Source organism: Annamia dubia NIES-4383, assembly GCF_055394725.1.
Window position 1 is genome coordinate 1,034,920 of the sequence record NZ_AP025630.1, and the last position, 26,233, is coordinate 1,061,152.

At 35.1% G+C, this 26,233-nt stretch carries 26 protein-coding genes and 1 tRNA gene; 13 read left to right on the top strand and 14 right to left on the bottom strand.

What is annotated here, in order from left to right; translation table 11 throughout:
• Positions 1-75 precede the first annotated feature (75 nt).
• From Anndu_RS04750 to Anndu_RS04770, 5 genes are all read right to left on the bottom strand, one after another.
• Positions 76-801: a peptidoglycan-binding domain-containing protein gene (locus tag Anndu_RS04750; protein ID WP_464103272.1), complete on the bottom strand. Its 726-nt coding sequence runs from the start codon at positions 799-801 to the stop codon at positions 76-78.
• 236 nt (positions 802-1,037) lie between these two features.
• A complete protein-coding gene (locus tag Anndu_RS04755) occupies positions 1,038-1,445 on the bottom strand; it encodes an NUDIX domain-containing protein (RefSeq protein WP_464103273.1) in 408 nt (135 codons plus the stop codon).
• Positions 1,446-1,519: 74 nt separating this feature from the next.
• The gene (locus Anndu_RS04760) at positions 1,520-1,819 is read right to left on the bottom strand and encodes a DUF3593 domain-containing protein (protein WP_464103274.1); all 300 of its coding nucleotides are present in this window, start codon (positions 1,817-1,819) and stop codon (positions 1,520-1,522) included.
• A gap of 200 nt (positions 1,820-2,019) precedes the next feature.
• On the bottom strand, positions 2,020-2,850 hold the full coding sequence (locus tag Anndu_RS04765; RefSeq protein ID WP_464103275.1) for an ABC transporter ATP-binding protein: 831 nt from the start codon (positions 2,848-2,850) through the stop codon (positions 2,020-2,022).
• A gap of 210 nt (positions 2,851-3,060) precedes the next feature.
• A complete protein-coding gene (locus tag Anndu_RS04770; RefSeq protein ID WP_464103276.1) occupies positions 3,061-3,369 on the bottom strand; it encodes a thylakoid-associated protein in 309 nt (102 codons plus the stop codon).
• A 442-nt stretch (positions 3,370-3,811) separates the two neighbouring features.
• On the opposite strand from Anndu_RS04770, the gene dusA reads away from it, so the two are divergent.
• From dusA to Anndu_RS04815, 9 genes are all read left to right on the top strand, one after another.
• The gene (gene dusA / locus Anndu_RS04775) at positions 3,812-4,783 is read left to right on the top strand and encodes a tRNA dihydrouridine(20/20a) synthase DusA (RefSeq protein ID WP_464103277.1); all 972 of its coding nucleotides are present in this window, start codon (positions 3,812-3,814) and stop codon (positions 4,781-4,783) included.
• 99 nt (positions 4,784-4,882) lie between these two features.
• Positions 4,883-5,308 carry a photosystem I reaction center subunit II gene (gene psaD / locus Anndu_RS04780; RefSeq protein WP_464103278.1) on the top strand — a complete coding sequence of 142 codons (426 nt, stop codon included), beginning with the start codon at positions 4,883-4,885 and terminating at the stop codon, positions 5,306-5,308.
• 197 nt (positions 5,309-5,505) lie between these two features.
• Positions 5,506-6,399 (top strand): bacteriohemerythrin, encoded by an 894-nt coding sequence (locus Anndu_RS04785; RefSeq protein WP_464103279.1) that lies wholly within the window; start codon positions 5,506-5,508, stop codon positions 6,397-6,399.
• A 101-nt stretch (positions 6,400-6,500) separates the two neighbouring features.
• Complete coding sequence (locus Anndu_RS04790; RefSeq protein WP_464103280.1) at positions 6,501-7,643, top strand: beta-ketoacyl-ACP synthase; 1,143 nt, start codon at positions 6,501-6,503, stop codon at positions 7,641-7,643.
• Positions 7,644-7,721: 78 nt separating this feature from the next.
• The gene (locus tag Anndu_RS04795) at positions 7,722-8,075 is read left to right on the top strand and encodes an arsenate reductase family protein (protein ID WP_464103281.1); all 354 of its coding nucleotides are present in this window, start codon (positions 7,722-7,724) and stop codon (positions 8,073-8,075) included.
• 198 nt (positions 8,076-8,273) lie between these two features.
• Entirely contained in the window at positions 8,274-10,001 is a 1,728-nt protein-coding gene (locus Anndu_RS04800; protein ID WP_464103282.1) for a succinate dehydrogenase/fumarate reductase flavoprotein subunit, read from the top strand.
• Positions 10,002-10,144: 143 nt separating this feature from the next.
• A complete protein-coding gene (locus tag Anndu_RS04805; protein WP_464103283.1) occupies positions 10,145-10,402 on the top strand; it encodes a KGK domain-containing protein in 258 nt (85 codons plus the stop codon).
• A 119-nt stretch (positions 10,403-10,521) separates the two neighbouring features.
• Positions 10,522-11,334, top strand: a complete 813-nt coding sequence (locus Anndu_RS04810; protein WP_464103284.1) for a DUF928 domain-containing protein — start codon at positions 10,522-10,524, stop codon at positions 11,332-11,334.
• 108 nt (positions 11,335-11,442) lie between these two features.
• On the top strand, positions 11,443-11,949 hold the full coding sequence (locus Anndu_RS04815) for a hypothetical protein (protein WP_464103285.1): 507 nt from the start codon (positions 11,443-11,445) through the stop codon (positions 11,947-11,949).
• 91 nt (positions 11,950-12,040) lie between these two features.
• On the opposite strand, the gene rplA is transcribed toward Anndu_RS04815, so the two are convergent.
• The 8 genes from rplA to gatA all read right to left on the bottom strand — a co-directional run bounded on the left by rplA (position 12,041) and on the right by gatA (position 17,599).
• Positions 12,041-12,754, bottom strand: a complete 714-nt coding sequence (rplA, locus tag Anndu_RS04820) for a 50S ribosomal protein L1 (RefSeq protein WP_464103286.1) — start codon at positions 12,752-12,754, stop codon at positions 12,041-12,043.
• 153 nt (positions 12,755-12,907) lie between these two features.
• Positions 12,908-13,330, bottom strand: coding sequence for a 50S ribosomal protein L11 (gene rplK / locus Anndu_RS04825; RefSeq protein WP_464103287.1), 423 nt, complete (start codon positions 13,328-13,330; stop codon positions 12,908-12,910).
• A gap of 95 nt (positions 13,331-13,425) precedes the next feature.
• Positions 13,426-14,043: a transcription termination/antitermination protein NusG gene (nusG, locus tag Anndu_RS04830; protein ID WP_464103288.1), complete on the bottom strand. Its 618-nt coding sequence runs from the start codon at positions 14,041-14,043 to the stop codon at positions 13,426-13,428.
• Between the two features lie 90 nt (positions 14,044-14,133).
• The gene (gene secE, locus Anndu_RS04835; RefSeq protein ID WP_464104033.1) at positions 14,134-14,301 is read right to left on the bottom strand and encodes a preprotein translocase subunit SecE; all 168 of its coding nucleotides are present in this window, start codon (positions 14,299-14,301) and stop codon (positions 14,134-14,136) included.
• Positions 14,302-14,603: 302 nt separating this feature from the next.
• Positions 14,604-14,676: transfer RNA gene (locus tag Anndu_RS04840), tRNA-Trp, on the bottom strand.
• A gap of 152 nt (positions 14,677-14,828) precedes the next feature.
• Positions 14,829-15,194 carry a 50S ribosomal protein L19 gene (gene rplS / locus Anndu_RS04845; RefSeq protein ID WP_464104034.1) on the bottom strand — a complete coding sequence of 122 codons (366 nt, stop codon included), beginning with the start codon at positions 15,192-15,194 and terminating at the stop codon, positions 14,829-14,831.
• Between the two features lie 91 nt (positions 15,195-15,285).
• Entirely contained in the window at positions 15,286-16,020 is a 735-nt protein-coding gene (locus Anndu_RS04850; RefSeq protein ID WP_464103289.1) for a hypothetical protein, read from the bottom strand.
• Between the two features lie 115 nt (positions 16,021-16,135).
• Positions 16,136-17,599, bottom strand: coding sequence for an Asp-tRNA(Asn)/Glu-tRNA(Gln) amidotransferase subunit GatA (gatA, locus tag Anndu_RS04855; RefSeq protein WP_464103290.1), 1,464 nt, complete (start codon positions 17,597-17,599; stop codon positions 16,136-16,138).
• A gap of 316 nt (positions 17,600-17,915) precedes the next feature.
• Between gatA and Anndu_RS04860 the strand changes: the two genes are divergently transcribed.
• The 4 genes from Anndu_RS04860 (at position 17,916) to Anndu_RS04875 (ending at position 24,644) form a co-directional block, all read left to right on the top strand.
• Positions 17,916-18,788: a COP23 domain-containing protein gene (locus Anndu_RS04860; protein ID WP_464103291.1), complete on the top strand. Its 873-nt coding sequence runs from the start codon at positions 17,916-17,918 to the stop codon at positions 18,786-18,788.
• 180 nt (positions 18,789-18,968) lie between these two features.
• On the top strand, positions 18,969-20,357 hold the full coding sequence (locus tag Anndu_RS04865; protein WP_464103292.1) for a lysophospholipid acyltransferase family protein: 1,389 nt from the start codon (positions 18,969-18,971) through the stop codon (positions 20,355-20,357).
• 426 nt (positions 20,358-20,783) lie between these two features.
• A complete protein-coding gene (locus tag Anndu_RS04870) occupies positions 20,784-21,542 on the top strand; it encodes an HAD family hydrolase (protein ID WP_464103293.1) in 759 nt (252 codons plus the stop codon).
• A 135-nt stretch (positions 21,543-21,677) separates the two neighbouring features.
• Positions 21,678-24,644 (top strand): insulinase family protein, encoded by a 2,967-nt coding sequence (locus Anndu_RS04875; RefSeq protein WP_464103294.1) that lies wholly within the window; start codon positions 21,678-21,680, stop codon positions 24,642-24,644.
• Positions 24,645-25,071: 427 nt separating this feature from the next.
• On the opposite strand, the gene ychF is transcribed toward Anndu_RS04875, so the two are convergent.
• The gene (ychF, locus tag Anndu_RS04880; protein WP_464103295.1) at positions 25,072-26,163 is read right to left on the bottom strand and encodes a redox-regulated ATPase YchF; all 1,092 of its coding nucleotides are present in this window, start codon (positions 26,161-26,163) and stop codon (positions 25,072-25,074) included.
• Positions 26,164-26,233: the final 70 nt, after the last annotated feature.

Here is a 26,233-nt window from a genome sequence, read left to right on the forward strand (position 1 = left end):
ACCTCAACTATTGTATCATAACGTCATACAATTTGCTGTATTACTAAATAGCTTATTTTCGATCTCGAATTGTGGTTATTGCCCCAGTAATTTTTTCCAAGTTTGTAGACCAACAATTCCATCCCCTTCTAAGCGAAAATAAGTTTGAGCCGCCATCACTGCTTGTAGGGTATTAGGGCCAAAAACCCCATCTATTACACCGTTATAAAAACCCAAACTTTTCAATCTTTCCTGTAATAATTTGACTTCATCACCTTCCATTCCTTCTTTTAAAATAGGGAGATCTTCGGCTCGTCTTCTATTATTTGATGAGGGGGGATTGGTGTTAGTTGTAGTTGATGAATTATTATTAGTTGTAGTTGAACGATTATTATTAGTTGTAGTTGATTGATTATTATTAGTTGTATTCGGTGAATTAGTTGACGTAGGGTTAGTTGCAACGGTAACAGTGGGATTATTTGTATTAGGAGAAGTCAGAGGAAATAAACGATTCCATGTTTGTTGATTGACAACACCTGTTGCATTTAACTGCGCATTTTCTTGAAAAAGAGAGACGGCACGGGCTGTATTTTGCCCATACATTCCATCTATCTCTGAATTATAATAACCTAATAATTTTAAGGCCGCTTGTAATTCTCTGACAAATTCCCCTTGACTTCCGATGTTTAAATCAGGGCGAATAACCGCACTCACAGGGGGATTTGCCGGATTATTTTGATTAGATTGAGCGTGAATAATTGGTAGATTAGTTAATAAAAAACTACCCGCTAAAATCATCACGGAAACATAATTTAATTTCATAGCAGAATTAGATTTAATCACTATTAAAAATGAGATAAATTGTTGTTTATAACAATCCTAAATCTTTTTTGACATCTTAACTATTAATTAATAAAAAATAGTACGAGCAGGGGTTTCTTACTCTAAAATTTACGACAATTTATTTAGGATTGTTCTATTATAGCATTGACGTATTTAATTAAAGAAAGTTTCAACATTAAATCCTATTGGATCAGTTAACCCCATTTTAACATAATTTATCTGTGTTTAATAAATTCTTCAACTAATATTTTAGTATAGGTATTTAAAGGATAATCAAAAGCTTTTTGAGGTGTCACCCATGCCCATTTTACTATTTCTTCATTGGGGGTAATTTCTTCACTATTAGTATTAGCAAAAAAGTTAACTAAAGCAAAATGAGCAGGTTGATAAAATTGGTGATCTAAAACTGCTTCTTGTAATAGGGCAAAGCGAATATTTATTAATAATAAACCCACTTCTTCTTGAAATTCCCTGATGACTGCTTTTTCCATCGTTTCCCCCCATTCTACCTTCCCCCCCGGCACTCCCCAAGTGCCATTCCATTTGGTAGTTTGTACGATTAAAATATTTTTTTGATGGCTTTCAACTAAAGCCCCAACTGTTAATAAAGGAAATTGTTTCATTTGATTATTTGTTATTGGTTATTGATTATTTATTATTGCTCATTTGTCATTTGTCATAAATTAATTATCAATTATTAATTATCAATTTTTTTAAGATCAATAATAGCTTGACGAAAACCTAATACTACGAAAATATTAGATAAAGTTAAGAAAAATTCAGCCCCACCATGTAACCAATCTACATTAGCTAAATCCTGATGATAATGTACTTTAGCATAAATTCCTGCCGGAATTGTCACACCTACAAAAATTAATAAGAAATAAAAACCAATTAAAGCTAGACGGGGTGTTACTTTTGAGCGAGTCATAAAATATAAAAACCCCAAATAGGGAAATAAAGAAATAGCAAATAAAGTTTCTTTTGAAATATTCATAATGAAAAATTGGCAAATTAAAAATTAAAGCGATTTTTTGTAAAAATTGTTCAGTATCCCAAAATAATGCTCTGGCTATACCTTTATTTAGATCTCTAATATTAGCTTAATTATTATTAATCTTCTAAATTAAATATTCTTGATCAAAATTATGATTATTTTTGGGGAATTAATACCTCCTATTTTTAGATAATTAATAATTAATCAATAACACGAATAGGCCCTTCAATTTTTGCTTGAAAAAATTGTTTAACATATTCATTCTTAATTAAATTAATATTAGTTAAATCATCAACTTTTCCCTCCCATAAAATTTTACCACCATAAAGAAAAATAATTCTTTGGGCTGTATTTTTAATTGTACTTTCTTGATGTGTCACCATCACATAAGTGCTACAAACCCCCTCGGAATTTTTTAATTGACAGACTAAATTTTCAATCACCGTAGAAGCAATTGGATCTAATCCTGCGGTGGGTTCATCATATAATATTACTTCTGGATTTAAGTGTATATTATAGGGGTGCGCCATGATCGCCCTTGCAAAACTAACTCTTTTTCTCATCCCTCCTGATAACTCCGCTGGAAAGCGATCGCCGATACCTTTTAAACCTACTTTTTCCAAACTTTCTTCAACTAAATTTTTAATTTCTTCTTCCGATAAATTAGAATGTTGATATAACAAAAAACCAACATTTTCTTGCACATTTAAAGAGTCAAATAAAGCCGATTGTTGAAAAACCATACTAATACCAATCGGATCTTCCCCATCTTCAACTAAACCATTTCTTTTTTTTCCATCAATATAAACTTCCCCTTCATCTGGTGCTAATAAACCAGCAATAATTCTTAAAATTGTAGATTTTCCTGTGCCAGAAGGCCCGATAATAACTAAAGCTTCACCACGATAAATCTTAAGATCAATTTGATCTAAAATTACTGAATTTCCAAAGGCTTTAGAAACACCTTTTAACTCAATTAATGGATTAGTGTTAACAATTTCTCCCTGATTAATTGTTACTAAATTATTCATAGTTAGTTGATGGTTGATACTTAATCTTCTCTATTTTAATCATATAATATAGAAAATTTCAACAAAAATCCCATCCAAATTAAAATTTTAATGGGGTTAATCAAAAATCACAATAAAACCCCCTCAGCCTAGTTGGGAGAGGGGTGGGGGTTAAGCTTAGAAGGTTAAACTTAAACTTGCATCAAAAATTAAAAGATAAAATTTCAAAGCTTAAGAAGCTTCAGGAGTAGGAGTTTTACGCACTAAATCAAAATAATTATTCCAGAATTTTTGTTGAGATTCTAACGCAAATTGGGAAGCTTTTTGTTGAGCTTCAATATAATTACTAATAAATTCTTGTTGAAGATCTACCGTTTGTTTGAAAGTTTCAGCAAATTTTTGATCTTTAGCATCAACAGATAAAGATTCTAACCATGTATCAAAAAAGCGTTTTTGCCATTGGGTAAATTGAGATTGCCACTCATTTAATTGTTTTTGATATTCGTCAAAAATCTTGGCATCCAATAATTGAGTTGTCATAGTTTTTTACCTCTCAATAAGTTTATGAATTTACATTAAGTAATAAAGTTAATTCCTGATAGCTAGTAATTGTTTAATCAAATTTTAGAATTTTACTTCAAAAACTTTAAAGTTGTTTAACTTGAAAAACTGATCTGACTAATCATCAACTAATCAAGTTAAATTTTTAACTTAATATTTTAACTTAATAGTTGATTTTTTCGCCTTTCCGTTATCCTGATTATATCATATAATATTTTGTTACCGTCAAGTTTAATTTCACCAAAACTTCAGGAAATCTTAATAAATAAACCTTCTTATATTTTGGTTTAATTTTTATTAAGATCAATCTAAACTTTTTTTAAGTTTCTATTTTTGCCATTTTTGGCGATTTTAAACCTAATTAAGCAATTATCAATTGATAATTAGCCCTATTTTTTAGCTGAATTTTTGTTTTGAGCCGATGATTTTTAATCCTTTAAGTGTCGCCCCGATGATGGATCACACAGATCGCCATTTTCGTTATTTTATTCGTAAAATTACTAAATATACTCTACTTTATACGGAAATGATTACCACGCCGGCCATTATTCACGGCGATCGCCATAAACTATTGGATTTTTCGATAGAAGAAAAACCCCTTTCTTTACAACTGGGGGGAGATAACCCTCAAGATTTAGCTTTTTGTGCCAAAATCGCCGAAGATTGGGGTTATGATGAAATTAATCTAAATGTGGGATGCCCCAGCGATCAAGTGCAAAACGGCAATTTTGGGGCTTGTTTAATGGCTACCCCCCACAAAGTCGCCCAAGGCGTTGAAGCCATGATCAAAGCCGTTAAGATCCCCGTCTCCGTGAAACATCGCATCGGCATTGATGATTTAGATAGTTATGAGGATTTAGTAAATTTTGTTAAAATAATTTCAGAGTCAGGATGTGAGCGTTTTACCGTTCATGCTCGAAAGGCATGGTTAAAAGGCTTAAGCCCGAAGGAAAATCGAGAAATTCCCCCTTTACGTTATGAAGATGTTTATAAATTAAAACAGGATTTCCCTCACTTATTCATTGAAATAAATGGAGGAATTACTAAATTAGAACAAATTAAAGAGCATTTAACCCATGTGGATGGGGTAATGATCGGCCGGGCGGCCTACGATAACCCCTATTTATTTGCTACGGTCGATCGAGACATTTATCGCCAAGATGTTGAACCCTTAAGCCGTAGAGAAATTATCCAACAAATGTACCCCTATATTGATCAATGGGTGAGTAAAGGAGTTAAATTACATTCCATCAGTCGTCATTTGTTACAAATATTTGCAGGGCAACCCGGAACGAAAGCATGGAAAAGATATATTAGTGAAAATGCCCATCAGATCGGGGCTAATTCCGATGTTCTCAAAAAAGCACTTGAAACAGTGGGAAGTGACCAATAACAAAATGTTACATTTCTTGACAAAATATGTAGATCCATCGAAACAAAGTGATAACATTCGTTAAATACCTTTTGAAAAATTTTTAGTGACTTAAAATTTATGACGGAGCTTACTGGAAAAACCCCTAAATTCGGCGGTAGCACAGGTGGTTTACTATCTGCGGCTGAACGGGAAGAAAAATATGCCATCACTTGGACTAGCTCTAAAGAGCAAGTTTTTGAAATGCCTACAGGTGGCGCGGCGATCATGAACGAAGGAGAAAACCTCCTTTATTTCGCTCGTAAAGAGCAATGTTTGGCGTTAGGAACTCAGTTACGCACTGTTTTCAAACCCAAAATTCAAGATTACAAGATCTATCGGGTTTTCCCCAATGGAGAAATTCAATATCTTCATCCTGCTGATGGTGTGTTCCCTGAAAAAGTTAATGAAGGCCGTGCTTTTAACGGTAAAGTTGACAGACGTATTGGACAGAACCCTGAACCAGCAAAACTTAAATTTTCTGGTAAAGCCCCTTATGAAGTTTAATTAATTTTAGGGGTAATTTACTTTAATCTGACCCCTCAACCCTCTCCCTATTAAGGGAGGGGCGTTTTTTTATCTAGCTGAACTTTCCCCTTTGACCATAACAAAAACCGATGGCGTGTCAACTTTATTGTAAACTTTTTGTAAACGATATAAGTTATCATAGAGATAAAATAATAAAATTAGGAGTGTATTTTGATATGAATATTATGATTGCTCAATGGAGGAAAGAATATGAAACTGGAGATGTATTAATAGATGAACAACATAAAAGTTTATTTAGTATTATTAATTCTCTCTATGGTGTGATGTTAGAAGGTCAAGGGGAAAGTTTATTAGAAAAAACGCTCGAAACTCTCAAGGATTATACTGATATTCATTTCCAAACTGAAGAAGAATTTATGATTAATCATAATTATCCCCATTGGGAAGAACATCACAAAAAACATGAAATTTTAAGAGAAAAAGTTTGGAATTTTGATTATGATAATGATGGCATGGAACTATCCCAAAAAACAATTAAATTGTCTCACTTTTTAATGGATTGGTTAATTAATCATATTAAAAATGAAGATAAGAAAATGATTGATTATTGTTGCCATAATCAAGTTATAAGCCCCAGTTCCCCAAATCATTCTACTTCAAAAGTTAAAAATAAAGGTATTAAAATTGCCCATTGGCAACCTGAATATGAAACGGGTTTTACTTTAGTTGATGATCAACACAAAACTTTATTTTATGCCATTAATGCTCTCAATAGTGCGATGTTAACAGGAAAAGGGGCTGATTTATTAGAAAAAACCCTTAGAATTTTGGGTAATTATACAACTATTCACTTTGAAACTGAAGAACAATATATGTTAAAATATAATTATCCTGCATATTTAGAACATCACGAAAAACATCAAATGTTAAGGAAAAAAGTTGCTGAATTTAGCGAACAAAGAGATAATACAAATCCTACTCAACTAACCATCAAATTATCTCGATTTCTAACTAATTGGTTGATCGAACATATCAAAGGTGATGATAGAAAAATGATCAATTTTTTACGTCAAAAAAGATTAGAAAATGCAACAAATAATAATAGCTAATATCCCATTTCAATTGTTAAAAAATAAATTTTTGACACAGAACAAATGTGAATGACACAGGAAAAATACTTAATTACATCAAACTTAAATTTTCAAAATTAATGTCAGTTAATACAGAGGTAGTAGTAACAGGAATTAGTTTAATTTCTGCTTTAGGTAACTTAAATGAAACATGGGAAAGTATATTAAAGGGAAAAACAGCTATTAAAATTAAACAACCTTTTCCAGAATTAGACCCTTTTCCCGTAGCTAATCTTGATTTAATTCCTACTAATTTAGAACAATTAATTATAAAAATAGTGAAATCTACTTTAAAAGATGCCCAACTGACTCCCCCTTTAGTTAATTGTGGGGTTATAATTGGCTCTAGTCGTGGGTTTCAATATATTTTAGAAGATTTAATTACCCATCAAATTACCAATTTTACCAGCCAAATTTCTACCCCTTATCTCAACAATTTACCTAATCAATGTGCTATTATTGCGAATCAAATTGTAGGCTCTCAAAACATAGTTTTAGCTCCCATGGCCGCCTGTGCTACGGGAATAGTTGCGATCGCGCGGGGCTTTGAATTGATTAAAATGGGAGAATGTGAACAAGTGTTAGTTGGTGCGGTAGAAAGCCCCATCACACCCTTAACAGTGGCGGCCTTTAAAAAGATAGGAGCATTGGCTCAAACGGGTTGTTATCCCTTTGATCAAAAGCGAGAAGGCTTAGTGTTAGGGGAAGGAGGAGCGGTTTTTTTATTAGAAACAAAACAATTAGCTCAGAAAAGGGGAGTCAAAATATACGGTGAAATCCTCGGTTTCGGTTTATCTTGTGATGCAACTCATATTAGCTCTCCTTCAATTTCTGGAAATAGTGCTAAAAAAGCAATTTTAAATTGCTTAAACATGAGTAAATTATCAAAGAATCAAATTCAATTTATTCATCCTCATGGCACAAGTACCCTGCTTAACGATCAAATGGAAGCCAATTTAATTCAATCTTTATTTCCTGATGGGGTGACAATTAGCTCAACAAAAGGTGCAACAGGTCACACTTTAGGGGCTTCAGGTGCTTTAGGATTAGCCCTAACACTGAAAACTCTAAATACTCAAATTGTACCTCCTTGTGTGGGATTGACTAATCCTGATTATCCTCTTAATTTTGCGTTCAAACCAGAATCAAAAAAGGTAAAACAGGCTTTATGTTTGAGTTTTGGCTTTGGGGGACAAAATGGCGCGATCGCTGTGAGAAGATAGGGTTTTGTTGTTTCTGTGGGGGGAAAATTAAGTTATAATTTAAAACTGAAAAAACTATTAATCAATTAAATTAAATTTATGACGATTCAAGTATATGGAATCCCTAATTGTAGCACTTGTAAAAAAGCTTTACAATGGTTAGAAGATCATCAAATTAAATATGAATTTATTAATACAAAAATAGATCAACCTAGCGTTGAAATGATTAGTAAATGGGTAGAAAATTTAGGTAATAAGCCGTTGCGGAATACTTCAGGAAAATCCTATCGAGAGTTAGGAGAAATCAAAAATAATTGGACTGATCAAGATTGGATTACAGCTTTTACTAAAGATGCTATGCTATTAAAACGGCCTTTATTTGTTAAAAATGGTCAGGCAGTTTTAACAGGTTTTCGTGCTAATGAAGAAAAACTTTTAGCAATTTTAAGTTAAGATTTTTTGATTATTTTATTTATATCTTTTAAAAAAGGTATCATTAAGGCTAAAGCCTTATGCTACAAAAACAAAGTCTGCCGGCGCAGACTTCATTTCAGCCTGTGCAGACAGGCTTTGTTTATATAGCCCTACCCTTTAGGGTTTGGGGCAATTATTTTATATTTAATTAATAAAGTTTAATAACCAATAACCAAAATGCTACAACATGATGTCATCATTGTGGGCGGAGGTTTAGCCGGATGTCAGGCCGCCCTAGCCATTAAAAAGAAAAATCCCTATATTGATGTGGGGCTAGTGGCCAAAACTCACCCCATTCGATCGCACTCCGTGGCCGCCCAAGGTGGCATCGCCGCTAGTTTAAATAATGTTGATCCAGACGATAGTTGGGAAGCACACGCCTTTGATACGGTGAAAGGCTCAGATTATTTAGCGGATCAGGATGCGGTGGAAATCCTCACAAAAGAAGCCCCAGACGTGATTATCGAATTAGAGCATTTAGGAGTGTTATTTTCACGGTTAGAAGATGGAAGAATCGCTCAAAGGGCTTTTGGTGGTCATTCCCACAAACGCACTTGTTACGCCGCCGATAAAACTGGCCATGCAATTTTACATGAATTAGTTAATAATTTACGCCGAAACGGAGTTAAAATTTATGATGAATGGTATGTAATGGATTTAATTCTCGAAAATAATGAGGCTAAAGGCGTTGTTATGTACAATATTCGAGATTTAAGTTTAACAGTGGTACAGGCTAAGGCTGTAATGTTCGCTACGGGCGGTTATGGACGGGTTTTTAACACCACTTCTAACGACTATGCTTCCACTGGTGACGGTTTGGCCATGTGTGCAAGGGCAGGTTTACCCCTTGAAGATATGGAGTTTGTGCAGTTTCATCCCACGGGCTTATATCCCGTTGGCGTGTTGATCTCTGAGGCAGTGCGGGGTGAAGGGGCTTATTTGCGTAATAGTGAGGGGGAACGCTTTATGGCTAGATATGCCCCCAACCAGATGGAGTTAGCCCCCCGTGATATTACTTCCCGTGCCATCACCTTAGAAATAAGGGCTGGCCGTGGTATTAACCTAGACGGCTCGGCCGGTGGGGTTTATGTCCATCTTGACTTAACCCACATGGGCAAGGAAAAAATTATGAGCCGTGTGCCGTTTTGTTGGGAGGAGGCACATCGTTTAGTGGGTGTTGATGCGGTAACTCAGCCCATGCCTGTACGCCCGACAGCCCATTATTCCATGGGGGGGATACCCGTTACAACTAAGGGGCAAGTCCGCAAAAATGCTCAAGAAGTAGTGGAAGGGTTTTTTGCGGCTGGTGAATGTGCCTGTGTCTCCGTACATGGGGCGAATCGTCTGGGTAGTAATTCTTTACTAGAATGTGTGGTATATGGAAGGGTGACGGGTAAGGCGATCGCTGATTATGTGTTAGGTCGTCCATTTCCCCAGTTTAATCCAGAATATTATCAAAATAAAGCACAAACTAGAATTAATAATTTATTAAAAAAAGAAGGCAATTTAAGAATTAATCCAGTTAGACAAGATTTTCAAGACTGTATGAGCGAACATTGTGGGGTATTTAGGCTTGAAAATATAATGTTAGAAGGTTTAGAGAAAATAGAACAGTTAAAACAACAGGCTCAGAATATTTATGTAGATGATAAAGATAGCTGTTTTAATACTGAGCTTATAGAGGCTCTGGAATTAGAAAGTTTAATCATGGTGGGAGAAATGATCCTAACTTCTGCTTTAAACAGAAAAGAAAGCAGGGGCGCACATTCAAGGGAAGACTATCCCCAAAGGGATGATCAAAAATTTTTAAATCATACCTTAGCTTATTATAATGAAGATGGGATTAAAATTGAATATATGCCCGTTGTCATTAATCGTTTTGAACCTAAAGAAAGAAAATATTAATTGTTATTGGTTGTTGGTTATTCGACTTTTCACAGGCAAGATAGCTGTGTCACAGATCGTCAAATTTTAACTGAAAATACCATAACCAATAACCAATAACTAATAACAAATACTAATTATTTAATAGGAGAAAATCTTAAATTATGACTGCCAATTTTGAAATCTTACAAGATAATGAAGTTATTACTTTTAATAACGATGGGATCAGAAAATATCTTTCTTTACCTCCTACCTGTTTAGTTAAAGATGTAAAAAATGCGATCGCCCAGAAAACTTGTGAAGAACCCGAAAAGTCACAGGAAATTTTAGAAGGTATTAGTTGCGAAGTTTTACAATTTAGTCAACAGGGCTGGAAAACAGGAAAAATTAAAATTTCCGTTGAATTTTTAGAAGATCATTAATCAGAGGAACTATTGTTAAACGGATTTGATCTTAAGACTAGGGAATCAAAAATTTGTTTCCCTGTTGACCTTTAATTTTTATAATTTATTAACTCATTTATTGATAACTAATTAATTTTATGTTAATTCAATCTTCTAAATTAAATTTCAAATCTTTGGCTTTAATTAGTTTCTTAACTTGTGGTTTTAATTTAATCAGTTTAAATTTTGCTAATCTTACTTTAGCACAAGAAACTAATAATTCAGACAATCAAATTCAGAATCAATCTTTAGCTGAACAATTACCTTCAAATTGGAATTTTCGCGCCCCAGAGGGGATCGGGACACCTGATAACACGGAAGCCGGAGGCACAAGAGGAACTTCCAGTTGTTTAACTTCTGATCAACCTTTAATCTTATTAGTTCCTCCTAATAATATTAATTATACAACTAATGCCTATCCTTCATTTGCTTGGTATGTTCCTCCTAACAAAGCTTCTCGCATTAAATTTACTCTTTATGATCAAAATTATCGAGAACTTTATACCGTTGAATCTAGTTTACAACAATCAGAACAACAGTCTCAACAAGGGCAAATTATGAGTCTTTCTTTACCCGAAGGGATCGCCCTTGCACCCTTAACAATTAATCAAGAATATCCTTGGGAAATTTCTTTAATTTGCGATCAAATTTATCGTTTAGATGACGTTAAAGCAGAAAGTATCATTGAAAGAGTCCCCCTATCTTTTAGCTTAGAAAATCGTTTACAAACTGCTAATTTAGAAGAACAAATTGTGATTTATGCTAACGCCGATCCCTATCCCTTATGGAGTGATACCTTAAATTCTTTACTTACATTACGCCGCTTAGAACCTCATAATCAAGAAGTAGAACAAGCATGGGAACAATTATTAAGATCCGCCGAATTAGATCAGGTTATTTCTACTAATTAATAACCAATAATTCCTGATAGCTAATAGCTAAAATCTTTTTCGATCAAGCTAATCTTCTGATATAGTACAACTAACACTTAATCAAGATTAAACAAAAAAAGATTATTTATGAATTATTTAATTGCCGTTGTCAAAGATCGAATTGAAGCCGAAGAAGCTTACACAGCCCTAGAAAAATCAGGAATTTCTACCTCTCAACTAAGTATTATTGGTAAAGGTTTTCAAACTGCCGATGAATTTGGTTTTTTAGATCCCTCTCAACAAGCGAAAAAAGGGGCGACCCGCATGGCTATTTGGTTAATACCCTTTGGTTTTATCGGTGGCTATGTTTTTGATTTAATTACAGGCTTAGATACTTTTATTTGGGCAGGAGATCCGGGCAATCATATTATTGGCGGTTTATGTGGTGCGATCGGCGGTGCAATGGGCAGTGTTTTTGTCGGTGGCGGAGTCGGCCTATCGGTGGGCAGTGAGGGAGCTTTACCTTACCGAAATAGTTTAAATCAAGGAAAATATTTAGTTGCAGTAAAAACTTCCGATATTAACACCAGAAATCAGGCCACTTATATTTTACAAAGATTTAAGCCTGAAATGTTACAAGGTTATGAAAAATAGTTATTAAGAAAAAATGTTCCCTTCTCTGATAGGAGAAGGGCAAAAGATGAGGGCAAAAATTGACATTGAAAACTATCAACTGTCAATAGTTTTAGCCTTCATTAATTTTCAAATCTCTTAAAGCATTAATATCAACCTCAATGGAAGGCCCCATCGAAGAAGAAATGAAAATCGAACGCCAATAACGCCCTTTAGCTCCACTCGGACGATTTCTTTCAACGGTATCCTGTAAAGCTTTTAAGTTTTCTAATAAGTCTTGCGCACTAAAGGAACATTTACCAAACATAACGTGAACGATCCCCGTACGATCGGCTCTAAATTCCTGTTTACCTGCTTTAAAGGCGGCGATCGCTCCTACTAAATCATCGGTAACAGTGCCACCTTTCGGAGAAGGCATTAAACCTTTAGGCCCTAAAACACGCCCCAGTTTAGCCACTTTAGGCATCATATCAGGAGTTGCAATCAACACATCAAAATCCATCATGCCCTTTTGAATATCATCAATCATTTCTTCAGAGCCAACTAGATCCGCCCCCGCATTATTAGCTTCTTGGACTTTCTCCCCTTTGGCAATAACCGCCACTCTAACGGTTAAACCAGTGCCTTTAGGTAAGGATACAGTGGTACGCAATTGTTGATCCGTATACTTAGGATCAATCCCTAAACGAATATGAGCTTCTGCTGATTCATCAAATTTAGCAGTCGCTGTTTCTTTCATTAATGTAAGAGCTTCTAAAGGCTGATAAGCCCTTTCTTCTACCTTTGCCAGAGCTTGTGTCATCCGGCGCGAAACTTTTTTAGCCATTTTTGTTTGTATCTCCTTGGGTATTTAACGAAGTTTTAACTTCTCCCCTAATAATTATGATTAATTGATTAAATTTTAGCTATTAGCTAAACTTAAAAAAATTTGAACATTGATAAATTAACAAATTAATTTATTAATATTAATAATTAATAATTAATTATTAATTGCAACGCCCATATTTTTAGCCGTACCCGCAATAATTAACATCGCCGCCTCAATATCATTAGCATTGAGATCGGGCATTTTAATTTCAGCAATTTCTCTTAACTGTTTAACAGAGATCGAACCAACATTTTTACGGTTAGGTTCATTCGAGCCTCTTTCAATACCTGCGGCCTTACGAATTAAAACAGAAGCCGGAGGAGTTTTGAGAATAAAGGTAAAACTACGGTCTTCATAAACGGAAATTTCCACCGGAATAATCATTCCAGCTTGATCGGCAGTTTTGGCGTTATATTCTTTACAAAACTGCATAATGTTAACCCCATGTTGACCCAAAGCAGGCCCAACCGGAGGAGCGGGGTTTGCTTTCCCCGCAGGGAGAGCTAATTTAATTAATGCTGCGACTTTTTTCATTGTTATTTACACTAAATCTAATGTGCTATTTCTAGCTTTGATTTTTAATTAAATTTTGAACCAAAACAATTAATTAATCGTTCTAACTTCATCCTTTAATTTTGTTTTTCCACTTGGTTAAATTCCAATTCCACTGGAGTATCACGCCCAAAAATAGAAAGTAAAGCCTTAAGTTTACTTCTTTCAGGACTAACTTCGATCACTTCCCCTTCAAAATCTTTAAAAGGCCCAGCTAACACTAAAATTTGATCACCAACCGCCATATCAATTTTAACGATCGGCTCCTGTTCTTGAGCTTTTCTAAAGATCCGGTCTACTTCTCCAGGGGACAAAGGCACAGGTTTAACATGACCTCTCCCTCTGCCATAGCTACGTTTTTGTTCCGCACCCACAAAATTAATCACATGGGGGGTATTTTTCACCACCTGCCATGCTTCATCATCCATGAGCATCTGTACCAAAACATATCCCGGAAAGACTTTTTCCGAGCCTTTTAAATGGGAGCCATCTTTACGAATTTTTAAAGTTGGCATTTGAGGAATTTGGACTTGAAGGATGCGATCGGCAACATCAAGGGTATGGATCCGCTGTTCTAAATTAGTTTTAACCCGTTTTTCACAACCGGAAGCCACCTGTACAGCATACCAACCAGCTTTTTGTTCGCCAGTTTCATTAGTTTCACTTTGGTTATAATCGTCTGAATAATCACTCATGGTTAGTTAAACATCCTTAATGTTTAAATTCAAATACGTCTTAAATATCCAATTTTTTTACTCAAAAATAAATAAATTAAAACGCTTTGTTTAAAACACCTTTCCTGCTCCCCAAATAAATAATTTGTCCACTAAAGAAATAATAGTAGCAACTAAAATTACCATTAAAATAACGGCCGCCGACTCACTAAACAACTGTTGTCTAGTAGGCCAAACTACCTTACCTAATTCTTCTTTAGTTTCATTAACAAAGTTCATAGCCTTGACATTTTGGCTATCTTCTTTGACATTTTGATTGGGGGTAACTGTATTTTTTGCCACAGTGAGTTTGCCTCCTGATTGAATAGTAATTAATTAAGATTAAATCAATGGTTTTTGGGAATAATCCCCAGTTCCATCTTAGGGCTTGATTGAGTCTAATTTAGACTTTTTGCCAATTATTATTATTTTAATTATTATTATTTTAAACTTAAAATTTTAAACTTAAAATTTAACTCTTAAAACATAAGAAATTAAAACATAAGAATTGAGACTTAGGCATTTAATTAGAACTTTTCCAACACGCCCTGGAGGACTTGAACCCCCGACATCCGGTTTTGGAGACCGACGTTCTACCAACTGAACTAAGAGCGCTTGTGTCTGTTTTTTAACACATTTGCCATTATAGCACAGTTTTTTTCAATTGGGTAGACTTTTTTAATTTTTTTTTAGTCGGGTGTAGGTGAATCACACTTAAAACTCAGACAAGAAAGGGTTTACAACGCCGGATGTTCAAGCACAAATAATTATTTTAAAGAACGATCAAAACGCTGTTTAATCCGTGTTGCTTTACCGACTCGATCGCGCAGATAATAAAGTTTAGCACGGCGAACTTTACCACGGCGAACAATGGTAATACTAGCAACGAGGGGAGAGTGAAGAAGGAAAACTCTTTCCACACCTACCCCTTGGAAAACTTTACGCACGGTAATAGTTTCACCGATGCCACCGTTACGCATAGCGATAACCGTGCCTTCGTAGGGCTGTACTCTTTCTTTATCACCCTCTTTGATTTTGACGCCGATTTTAACGGTATCTCCTACATGAATTGTAGGTAAATCATTTTTCAGGTATTCTTGTTCAATAGAACGAATAATTGCTTCTGCATTCATGGCTAGAGCTATCCAAAATTGACAATTTTCCATTATAGATCATAACGGGTCATTTGTCATTTCTAAAAAAAGCTAATCTTGAGGATCAAAATTATCTATCTTTTTGAGGGATAATATAACCCACACCGATGACTAGCCCCATGTCGGTAGAATCTTCAATAAAACCTGTATGGAGACTAATATTAGCCACAAAATCACGGGATAAACGATAATCTAAACCTCCTGTAATCAGAAAACCTGCATTATCATTGTCATTGGTGGTAAAAACCGCTCCGCCGCCAATAAAAGGCACATAGGGAACTTCTTTAAAAGGGTCTTTATCTTTGAGGGTAATATCGTAGGTAATAGGCACAACGAAAATCGTATCATTTTCGCCGAAAAGTACGGCTGGGCGTAGGGATAATTCTTGAGCTAGGGCAATTTTGCTGTTAATGACGAAGGCCGCTTCTCCTAAGGATGTTTGCTCTAATTTAACTCCCACGTTACCCCCTAAACCGATATAACTATAATCGTGGCGGAAAATAATTTCTGGATCGGTGGTATTTTGAGCAATTTGTGTAGGTAAAGAGTTTACCATTGATTGCGCCACAACTTGATTTTGCGGTGAGATCAAAGAGTTCGCAGTGGTTGAAGTTGTGCCGGGGGTGGGTTGTCCGGTAGCTTGTTGTTGAATAGTATTAATTTCTAAGGTTTGTGTGTTAATCTCCTGATTAAGATTAACTTCTAATTCTACGGGTATTTCTTGGGCGGTGGCTGAAAAGGAAAGGCCGCCCAAGGCACTTAAGCTTAAGAGAATAGATAAACTGGACAATTTTAATTGATTCATGGTCACTCCTCGAAAATTCTCAATTTTAATTGATTTAATTATATCTATAGCAGTCTTAAATAAGTCGTGCAAATAAAGTTAACGATTTAAAAGAGGAGATTTTAAACCTAATTAACTAATTTTCAATTGATAAAGTCGGCCGCCGAGAATGCCACTGCGTAGCCTGTTCATAGGCATAAGCTACGTTTAAAAGTAAATCTTCTTTTAACACATTTCCAATTAATTGCATTCCAATGGGTAAACCTTGACTATCAAAGCCACAAGGCACACTGATGGCAGGTAAACCCGCTAAATTAACGGGAATAGTGGTTAAGTCTGATAAATACATACTCAAGGGATCGGCGGTTTTTTCCCCCGCTTTAAAAGCGGTGGTGGGAGAAGTTGGACATATTAATAAATCAACTTTTTCAAAGGCTGATTCAAAATCTTGTTTAATTAAGGTTCTTACTTTCTGAGCTTTTAAATAATAAGCATCATAATATCCTGCACTTAAAGCATAAGTTCCTAACATAATTCTACGTTTAACCTCTGTGCCAAAACCCTGAGCGCGGGTTTTAGTGTACATATTTAAGAGGTTATCGGCGGATTCATTGCGAATACCGTATTTTACCCCATCATAACGGGCTAAATTAGCAGAGGCTTCTGAGGGAGCGATAATGTAATAAACGGGTAAACCATAGCCAAAACGAGGGCAGGAAATAACTTGTACTTGTGCGCCTAAATTTTCTAAAATCTCGATCGCTTTTTCTACGGCCTCCTTAACTTCAGGGGCTAAACCCTCACCAAAAGTCTCTTGAATAATTCCAATTTTTAGTTGAGAATTAAAATTAGGTTGTAAAGATTGCAAATAATTAGGAATTTTAATATTTAAACTGGTAGAATCCTTGGGATCATAACCTGCGATCTCCTGTAATAAAATGGCCGCATCTTCCACCGTACGCCCAAAAGGCCCTATTTGATCCAAAGAAGAAGCATAGGCCACCAAACCAAAACGGGAAACCAAACCATAGGTAGGTTTTAAGCCCACTACCCCACATAAAGAGGCCGGTTGACGGATGGATCCTCCCGTATCAGAGCCTAAAGCCACCACACATTCACCCGAAGCCACAGCGGCCGCCGATCCCCCCGAAGATCCTCCTGGCACTCTCGTGAGATCCCAAGGGTTGTTAGTTAAATGATAACCGGAATTTTCCGTAGAACTACCCATTGCAAACTCATCCATATTGGTTTTACCCACCATGATGGCGCCGGCCTCTTTTAATTTTTGGGTAACGGTAGACTCATAGGTAGGCACAAAATTTTCCAAAATACGGGAAGCGCAAGTGGTGCGGATCCCCTTTGTACACATATTATCTTTAATACCGATGGGGATCCCTTCTAGTAACCCAATGTCTTCACCCCTAGCAATTTTTTGATCTACTTTTTGGGCTTGGGCTAAAGCTTCTTCTTGTGTCACCAAGAGAAAACTACGAACTTTTGGTTCAATTTTTTTGATATGCTCTAAGGCTTGTGTCGTAATTTCAACCGCACTACGCTCTTTATTTTTTAATTGTTGATGTAATTCTTTAATAGAGGTCATAAGTTATATGTTTAAATTTAATAATTTCAGCATAAGTCTAATTGTAAGATTACCAAAAAATGTTGTCATTATGACATATTATTTTCGTGCATAGGCCTATTAAGAAAAAACAAATTAATTTTAAAATTTTGGAAACATAAAAACTCCCTGATTCGTCTATAGGCCGTAGAATTAAATTAAAGCAAACTAAAGTCAAAACATCCGTAAAATTACGGAGATAAAAGTTAAATCAATCTAAATATTATTGATTAATCAAAAAAATCTTTTATCATTAAAAATTAATCTTTTAATCCACATCTTAATTAATGAAATACTTATGTCTTCCCATAAATTTGCCAATAAAACTCAAAAAATTACTTCTTTCCTCACAAAAATTAGTTTACCTTTAGGGATTTTACTAATGTTAACTCAAGGGGGGATCGCTTTGGCTCAAGTTCCCAACGTCAACGGTTTTGACGACATTGTAGACCTCTTAAATAATCAACTTCCCGATCTCAATGGAAATGACCAAGAGACCACCTCTCAAGAGCCGGAAGTGATTATCGAGTCAGGAGATCAAGGTCAAGAAAGTGATGATAATGGTGATGTGATCGTTGGTAATGAAAGTGATCCCCGTTTCACCTGTGAGATCCATGATGGAAAATATACGGTGATGTATCACCCCGAAAGTCAACCCACAGAAGCTTATCCTTGGGCGATTCCCTCTCAAATGGGCGATGGTTGGAGTCCCGAAAGACGTTGTAACGTCATTAGCAGTCGTTTAGAATTATATCGCCCTGATGGTTTAGTTGAGCTTTCCACAGGTCAACTTAATGGTTATGATATTCTATGCGTGACCACGGAGGCTAATCCCTCTTGTCGTATTGTGTTAACCGTGCCAGTGGGTCAAGATCCGGAAATCACCAGAGATGATATTTTTGAGAGTTTAACGGTGGCTGATCAAGGTCAGGAAACTGGCGGGGTTTATACGTTTACTGAGGGTAATAATCCTCTTAATGACGCCCTTGGCGGAGTTTTAAACGGAAATTTATCTATTTTAAATCAAACTTTAGGCGGAAATACTTCCTATTCAGGGCAAGGTATTTATTTAAAACCTTTCTTAGATGCCAATGATGGCGGTACAGGTGCTTATCTCAATCATAATTCTTCAGGTGGTGGGAGACAACTTAATCCTAATATTTTCCGTTAAAACTTCAATAATTGATCATTTTTGAATGAAGATTTTAATTAAAATTAAAGTAAATAATCCTTTTTGTAGAGACGTAAGATCTTACGTCTCTACAGAGTTTTTGGGATTGACAAAAGTTAATAAATTAAGTTACCCTAAAATTAATATTAACAAAAGATCTAATTTTAAATTTATCAAACAATGGTAACATTAATCGAACAGATCCAACCTGCCTTAAAATTTATTCCTCCCGCTTTTAATCCAACGGTTTTTAATGCCTCTAAATTAATTTTACCTTGGTATATAAAACAAAATGAAGCTATTAGTAAAATTGAAACGGAAAATATTGCAAAATTAGCCCAACTTTATCAAGAATTTAATACAGGAAAAACTCGTTTTTTGTTAGCATTTCGTCATCCTTCGACTAGCGATCCTTTATGTTTATTTTATCTAATTTGGCATCTTTTACCTAAAGAAATTAAACAACAAAAAATAAATCTTAAAAATACGCCCCATGCTCACTGTATCTATGATCGAGGGATTCCAATTTGGGCAGGAAGTTTGACACAATGGCTATTTCCAAAGTTAGGAGCTACCTCAATTCAAAGGGGAAAATTAGATCGAGAAGGCTTAAAATCTGCCCGTAATTTAATGATTAATGGTCAATTTCCTTTAGCCGCTTCACCCGAAGGAGGTACAAATGGCCATAGTCAAATTATTAGCCCTCTTGAGCCGGGATTAGCTCAAATTTGTTTCTGGGCAGTGGAAGATTTAAACAAAGAAAATCGCTCTGAACAAGTGTTAATTGTTCCGGTGGGAATACAATATCAATATGTAGAAGAATCATGGGAAAATTTAGCTTTAATTTTAAGCCAATTAGAACAGGATTTAGGTATTAAAGATCAAGAAATTCAAGGTTTAAATATTAATAATTTACCTGATCAATTAGTTAAACATCAAGATTTATATTTTAAATTATTAAGAATTGGTGAAAGGTTATTAACTTTAATGGAGAAATTTTATACAGAATTTTATAATCAAGCTTTACCAGAAATAGGGGCAATTACTGATCCAAATGAGAAAATTTCTTTCAGGATGAATGCTTTATTAGAATTGGCTTTACTGGTATCAGAAAAACATTTTAAAGTACAGTCTAAAGGCTCATTAATTGATAGATGCAGACGTTTAGAACAGGCAGGATGGAATCGGATTTATCGAGAGGATTATGATAATTTATCTCCCGTTGAAACGGGTTTAGGAAATTGGTTAGCATCAGAAGCTAGTTTATATATGCAACACATGAGAATTGTGGAAAAATTCTCAGCAGTAACGGGTAAATATATCAGGGAAAATCCTAGTTTCGATCGCTTTGCAGAAACGGTTTTATTAGTTGCTCGTTTAATTGATTTAATTAAAGGAATAACTAAAAATGATCAATTAAATTTAGGGAAAAAACAGGTAAAAATGACGATTGGTGAGCCTTTGTCAGTTTCCCAAAGATGGGAAGATTATCAAAAAAGTCGCCGTCAAGCAGTGGAAAATTTGACAAAAGATTTACAATTTAGTTTAGAATGTTTAATTAATCATTAAATGATTTCATTAAGGTTAAAGCCTTATGCTACAAAAACAAAGCCTGTCTGCGAAGCAGGATCTTTTTAAAGTCAAATTTTATGATCTCTGTAATCTTTTTCTGATCAAGTTTTTAGCTTGTTTTTGATCTTAATAAATCAAAAATTTTTAAAAAAGAGATAATTTCTAACAAAAATTAGTTCAATTTATTGAACGATTTTTGTTAGCATTGAACTTAAGTTCAATGCGAGTTAAGGCTTTTAGCATTTAACCCACTTTGAAATAAATTTCAAAGCTAACAGCGAACGTTAACTAAAGTTAACTAAACAAATGTAATTTTACCCCGACTTTGAAAACACCCTGTCGGCGAAGGCAGACTTTGTTGATCTAGCCTAACCCTTTAGGGTTTGAGCGTTTTCTAATAACAAATAACAAATAACTAATAATATGTTAAAAGCTTTAATTTTTGATGTAGATGGTACATTAGCAGAAACCGAAAGAGACGGCCATAGAATTGCTTTTAATCAGGCTTTTTCTCAGGCAGGTTTAAGTTGGTTTTGGGATGTTAATTTATACGGTGAATTATTAGAAATTGCTGGAGGAAAAGAAAGAATTAAATATTATCTTAACCATTATCAACCTAATTTTATTCAACCGGAAAATTATCAAACTTTAGATCAATTTATTGTCTATCTTCATCAAACAAAAACTAAATTTTATACCCAACTTTTAACCGATCAACCCATGACTTTACGCCCCGGAATTAAAAGATTAATTGATCAGGCTAGAAGTCACAAAATTAGATTAGCGATCGCCACTACGGCAGCCTATCCCAATGCGATCGCCCTGTTAAAAAATTCGATTGATCCCGATGCTATTTCATGGTTTGAAGTGATAGCGGCCGGAGACATTGTAGCCAAGAAAAAACCAGCCCCCGATATTTATTTATATGTGTTAGAAAAAATGAATTTATCCCCCCAAGAATGTCTAGTATTTGAAGACTCCCATCAAGGTTTAATTGCCTCAACTCAAGCGGGAATTAAAACCGTTATTACTGTTAATAATTATACCAAAAATCAAGACTTTAAGAAAGCTTTTACAGTCTTAAATCATTTAGGAGAAGAAAAGCAACCTTTAACTGTTTTAGGAGGGGAAAAAATTGCCGATCAATATATTAGTTTAAATACCTTAAAATCTTTTTTTTAGATTATTTAATCTTAGAAAAATTTGATTATACATGATGAATTAAAATGACAAGTGTTGATATTACGGTGTGCAATTTGAGCAAATTTCTTTACAATAAGATTAATAATTATTCATAATTTAGAATTAATAAAATTTATGGTCATAGCGACAACAAACATCCTCACAATAGGGCAAAAAATCTTAAACGACTTTGAAGTTAAAGCCGTCACCCCCCTGAAAGGCTTACAAGTTAATGCTTATCAGCTTGAGCATACCCCAACGGGAGCGAAAATTTTACACCTCCATAACGATGACGTGGAAAATCTCTTTTCCGTAAGTTTTCCCACTCATCCCCCCGATGACACGGGTATTCCCCACATTTTAGAGCATTGTGTGTTAAGTGGCTCAGAAAAATACCCCGTTAGAGACCCCTTTTTTGAAATGTTAAAAATGAGTCCTGCTAGTTTTATTAATGCAATGACAGGCTCAGATTGTACTTATTATCCCGTTTGTAGTAAGGTTAAACAAGATTTATTTAACCTCGCTGAAGTCTATTTTGATGCGGTTTTTCATCCTTTATTAGAAGAAAATACTTTCAAAAGAGAGGGGCATCATTTAGCGCCAATTGAGCCAGAAAATCCGGCTAAAGGTTTAAAAGTAACGGGTATTGTTTATAATGAGATGAAAGGCGCTTTTTCCGATCCTGAAGCCGTCTTAAGTCGTACCGCTACCCAATCATTATTACCTGATACTATTTATGGTAAAGAATCGGGCGGTGATCCTCAATTCATACCCGATTTAACCTATCAACAATTTAAGAATTTTCATCAAACTTATTACCATCCAAGTAATGCTTATTTTGTCTTTTATGGTAATATTGAAACTGAAGAATATTTAAAGTTTTTAGCACCTAAATTAACTCGTTTTCAAAAACAAGAAGTTAAGATTAATTTAGTACGTCAACCCCGTTGGAATCAGCCCCAAATTAAAGAGGAAACCTATCCTATTGGGGGGAATGATTCTAACAGTGAAAAAACCTTTTTAGTGATGAATTGGTTAGTAGGTGATAGCACCGATGCGGATGAATATATTAGTCTGGTTGTTTTAAGTAAAATTTTATTAGGCAATGAGGCCGCACCCTTGAAAAAAGCCTTAATTGACTCCCAATTAGGTCAAGATATTTTAGATCAATCTGGGGTTAATGAAGTAGGTTGGGAATCAACTTTTGAGGTGGGAATTAAAGGAAGTGAGGCTCAAAAAGTTGAGGAATTTTCTAATTTAGTTTTAACAACTTTAGGCGATTTAGCTAAGACTAAAATTGATCCTAATTTAGTTGAAGCCGCCTTTGCCCAAGTAACCTATTATTATCAAGAAATAGCCTCAATGTATCCTTTACATTTGATGATGAGATCGTTACAAACTTGGATCTATAATGGTGATCCTTTAGCTTATTTAACCATGAGCGATCGCCTGAAAAATTGCTATCAAGAATATCAAAAAAATCCCCTGTTATTTAATCAGTTAATTGAGGAAAAATTACTCAACAATAATCACCGTTTAACCTTAATTTTAAAGCCTGATTATGATTGGAATAACCGTACAGAAAAGGCTTTAAATGATAAAATTAAGGGCATTTGTTCCCAATTAACTGATGAAGAAGTAATCAAAATTGCTCAAACGGCGATCCAACTAGAGGAAGAAGCAGGAAAGGTTAATTCTCCCGAAGCAGTAGCCTTATTACCTCAGTTAAAACTTGTAGATTTACCCCAAAAACCAGAATCTATTAAGACTGAAATAGAGGAATTAAATAATAATACTACTATTCTTAAGAATCAAATTTTTAGTAATGGGGTTAATTATTTAATATTTAACTTTAATATTCAAAATTTACCCTTCCATTTATGGGAATATTTACCTGCCTATATGGAAGGAATGGAAAAATTAGGCGCGGCCGGAATGAATTATGAAGAAATAGCCCATCGCATCGCCGGAAATACGGGCGGCCTGCACCTTGAAACTAAATTCAGCACCTCGGCTCACAATCCTCAGCAAACCATCACCAATTTACAAATTAGTTTAAAAACCCTAGATCATCAACTGGATCAAGCCTTAAAAGTCTTAGAAGACTTACTTTTTGCCCTTGATCCATCCGACAGCGATCGCCTGAAAGATGTGATGATCCAAACCCATGCCCATTTACATTCCGACTTAATTTATAACGGCATGAATACCGCATGGCTCAAGGCTGAGTCGGCTTTAACACCCCAAGGCCATCTGGCGGAAATATTACACGGTTTACCCCAATTAGCTTTAACTCAGAAATTATCCCATAATTTTAGCGATTATGTGGATCAATTAACCAGTAATATCAATCAATTAAGAGATTTTATCATCAATCAACCCTTAACCATTAGCTTTACAGGTTCAGATGATAGTTACAATAAAGTAATTAATACTCTTAATAATTGGTCTAAGAAAAGAGAAGTTAAAGAGTCAAATCCTTTACAATTAGACTTTAATCCTAACTTTAATTTACGGGAAGGATTGGCCGGAGCGGTACAGGTGGCCTATTGTGTGAAAAGCTATCCTGCCCCCCATTATAGCCACCCTAACGCCCCCTATTTAAGCCTAGCCGCCCATTTAATCGGTTTAGGTTATATGTTTGATGAAATTCGCTTTAAGGGCAATGCTTACGGCGGAGGTTGTCGTTATGATGGCTTAGGTCAAACTTTAACTTTCTATTCTTACCGTGACCCTCACATTAGCCGCACATTAGAAGTTTTTAATAATGTGAGTAATTATGTCAAAAATGTAAACTGGTTACAAGAGGATATTGAGAGGGCAATTATTACCACTACTCAGAAAGAATCACCCGTTTTACGCCCTGCTAAAGCTACCAATTTAGCCTTAGATCGCTATTTAACAGGAAAAACCACTGTTTTAAGGGAGGAATATTACGCTAAAATGCTTACAGGTACAGTCAAAAATGTTAAAGAATCGTTCTTAGAAGTGTTAGAAAATGCGCAAAATAATTACGCTATTTGTGTCATGTCTTCACGGGAAAAATTAACCCAAGAAAATCAAATTTTAGGGGATCAAGCTTTAATTATTAATGATATTTAAAGTTTAATCTAACTGCCCTGTTAGCCCGTTTTGGGAGCAGGGTAGTTTTTTTCTAAAATTAATTTTTCTAAAATTTAATCAAACTTAAATAGATCTTTGATAAAATCAGTAAGGAATAACTATTAAATAAAAACCAGCGATCGCAGTCGCTGGGGAAAAAATCTTTAATTGTTGTTGTTGTTAATCTTTGAAGGTAATCTGATTGTGGCGTTCCAATGTCTTGGCAAACCTGTCAGACCTCTCAATGAAAAATTGTAGCAGATCATACAACATTTTTAACAAAAATTTTCAATTATTTTTTCAGAAAAAAATCTAACCAGAAAAATCAAAGTTTCATCACAAATTACAATTTAATTGTAATTTATTCATTTTATTATAGTTACCTACTTGTTAATGACTAATGACTAATGACCAATGACTAATTTATTTACACATTAAATCTAAATAACATCACATCGCCCTCTTGTACTATATATTCTTTACCTTCACTTCTGACTAAACCTTTTTCTTTGGCCGCAGTCATACTACCACAAGTTACTAAATCCTCATAAGCCACTGTTTCCGCTCTGATAAAGCCACGCTCAAAATCCGTATGAATTACGCCGGCCGCTTGGGGTGCTTTCATCCCCTCATGAATTGTCCAGGCACGGGTTTCCTGTTCCCCTGTGGTTAAATAGGTACGCAAACCTAAAAGCTTATAAGTGGCTTTAATCAAGGATTTTAAGCCTCCTTCTTCCACTCCTAACGATTCTAAAAAGTCTTTTCTTTCTTCCTCTGAAAGCTCGATTAACTCTGATTCTACTTGAGCGGAAACTACCACAACTTGAGAATTTTCGGCTTCGGCAATTGTTCTAACGGTTTCTACCCATTGATTACCCGTTGCTAAATCTTCTTCTGAGACGTTAGTGGCATAAATAACGGGTTTTTGGGTTAATAATTCTAAATTAGCAATTAATTTTAATTCATCCTCTGTTAAATCTAACTGTCTAATTAATTTATTTTCGTTTAAAGCTAGACTTATTTTCTCTAAAACTACCAATTCTTCGGCCGCTTCTTTATTATTTTTAGCTTGTTTTCTAACTCTTTCTATGCGTTTTTCCACTTGAGCTAGATCCGCTAAAGCCAACTCTAAGTTAATTACCTCAATATCACGCGCGGGATCAACTGAGCCGGAAACATGGATAATATCGTCATTTTCAAAACATCTTACCACCTGCACGATCGCATCAACTTGACGAATATGGGATAAAAATTTATTGCCTAAGCCCTCACCCTGAGAAGCGCCCTTAATTAAACCTGCAATGTCCACAAATTCGATCTGAGTGGGTACAATTTGTTTAGAGCCGGAAATTTTCGATAAAACATTCAAACGCTCATCCGGCACGGCTACCACGCCCACATTAGGCTCGATCGTGCAGAAAGGAAAATTGGCCGCATCGGCTTTGGCATTTTCCACAAGGGCATTAAATAAAGTTGATTTTCCGACATTGGGTAAGCCCACGATACCTGCTTTTAGCATAATTGTTAAAAATAAAATTAATCAATAAAATTTAAACTATAGTAATCTTAAAATGAAATGTGAACAAAAT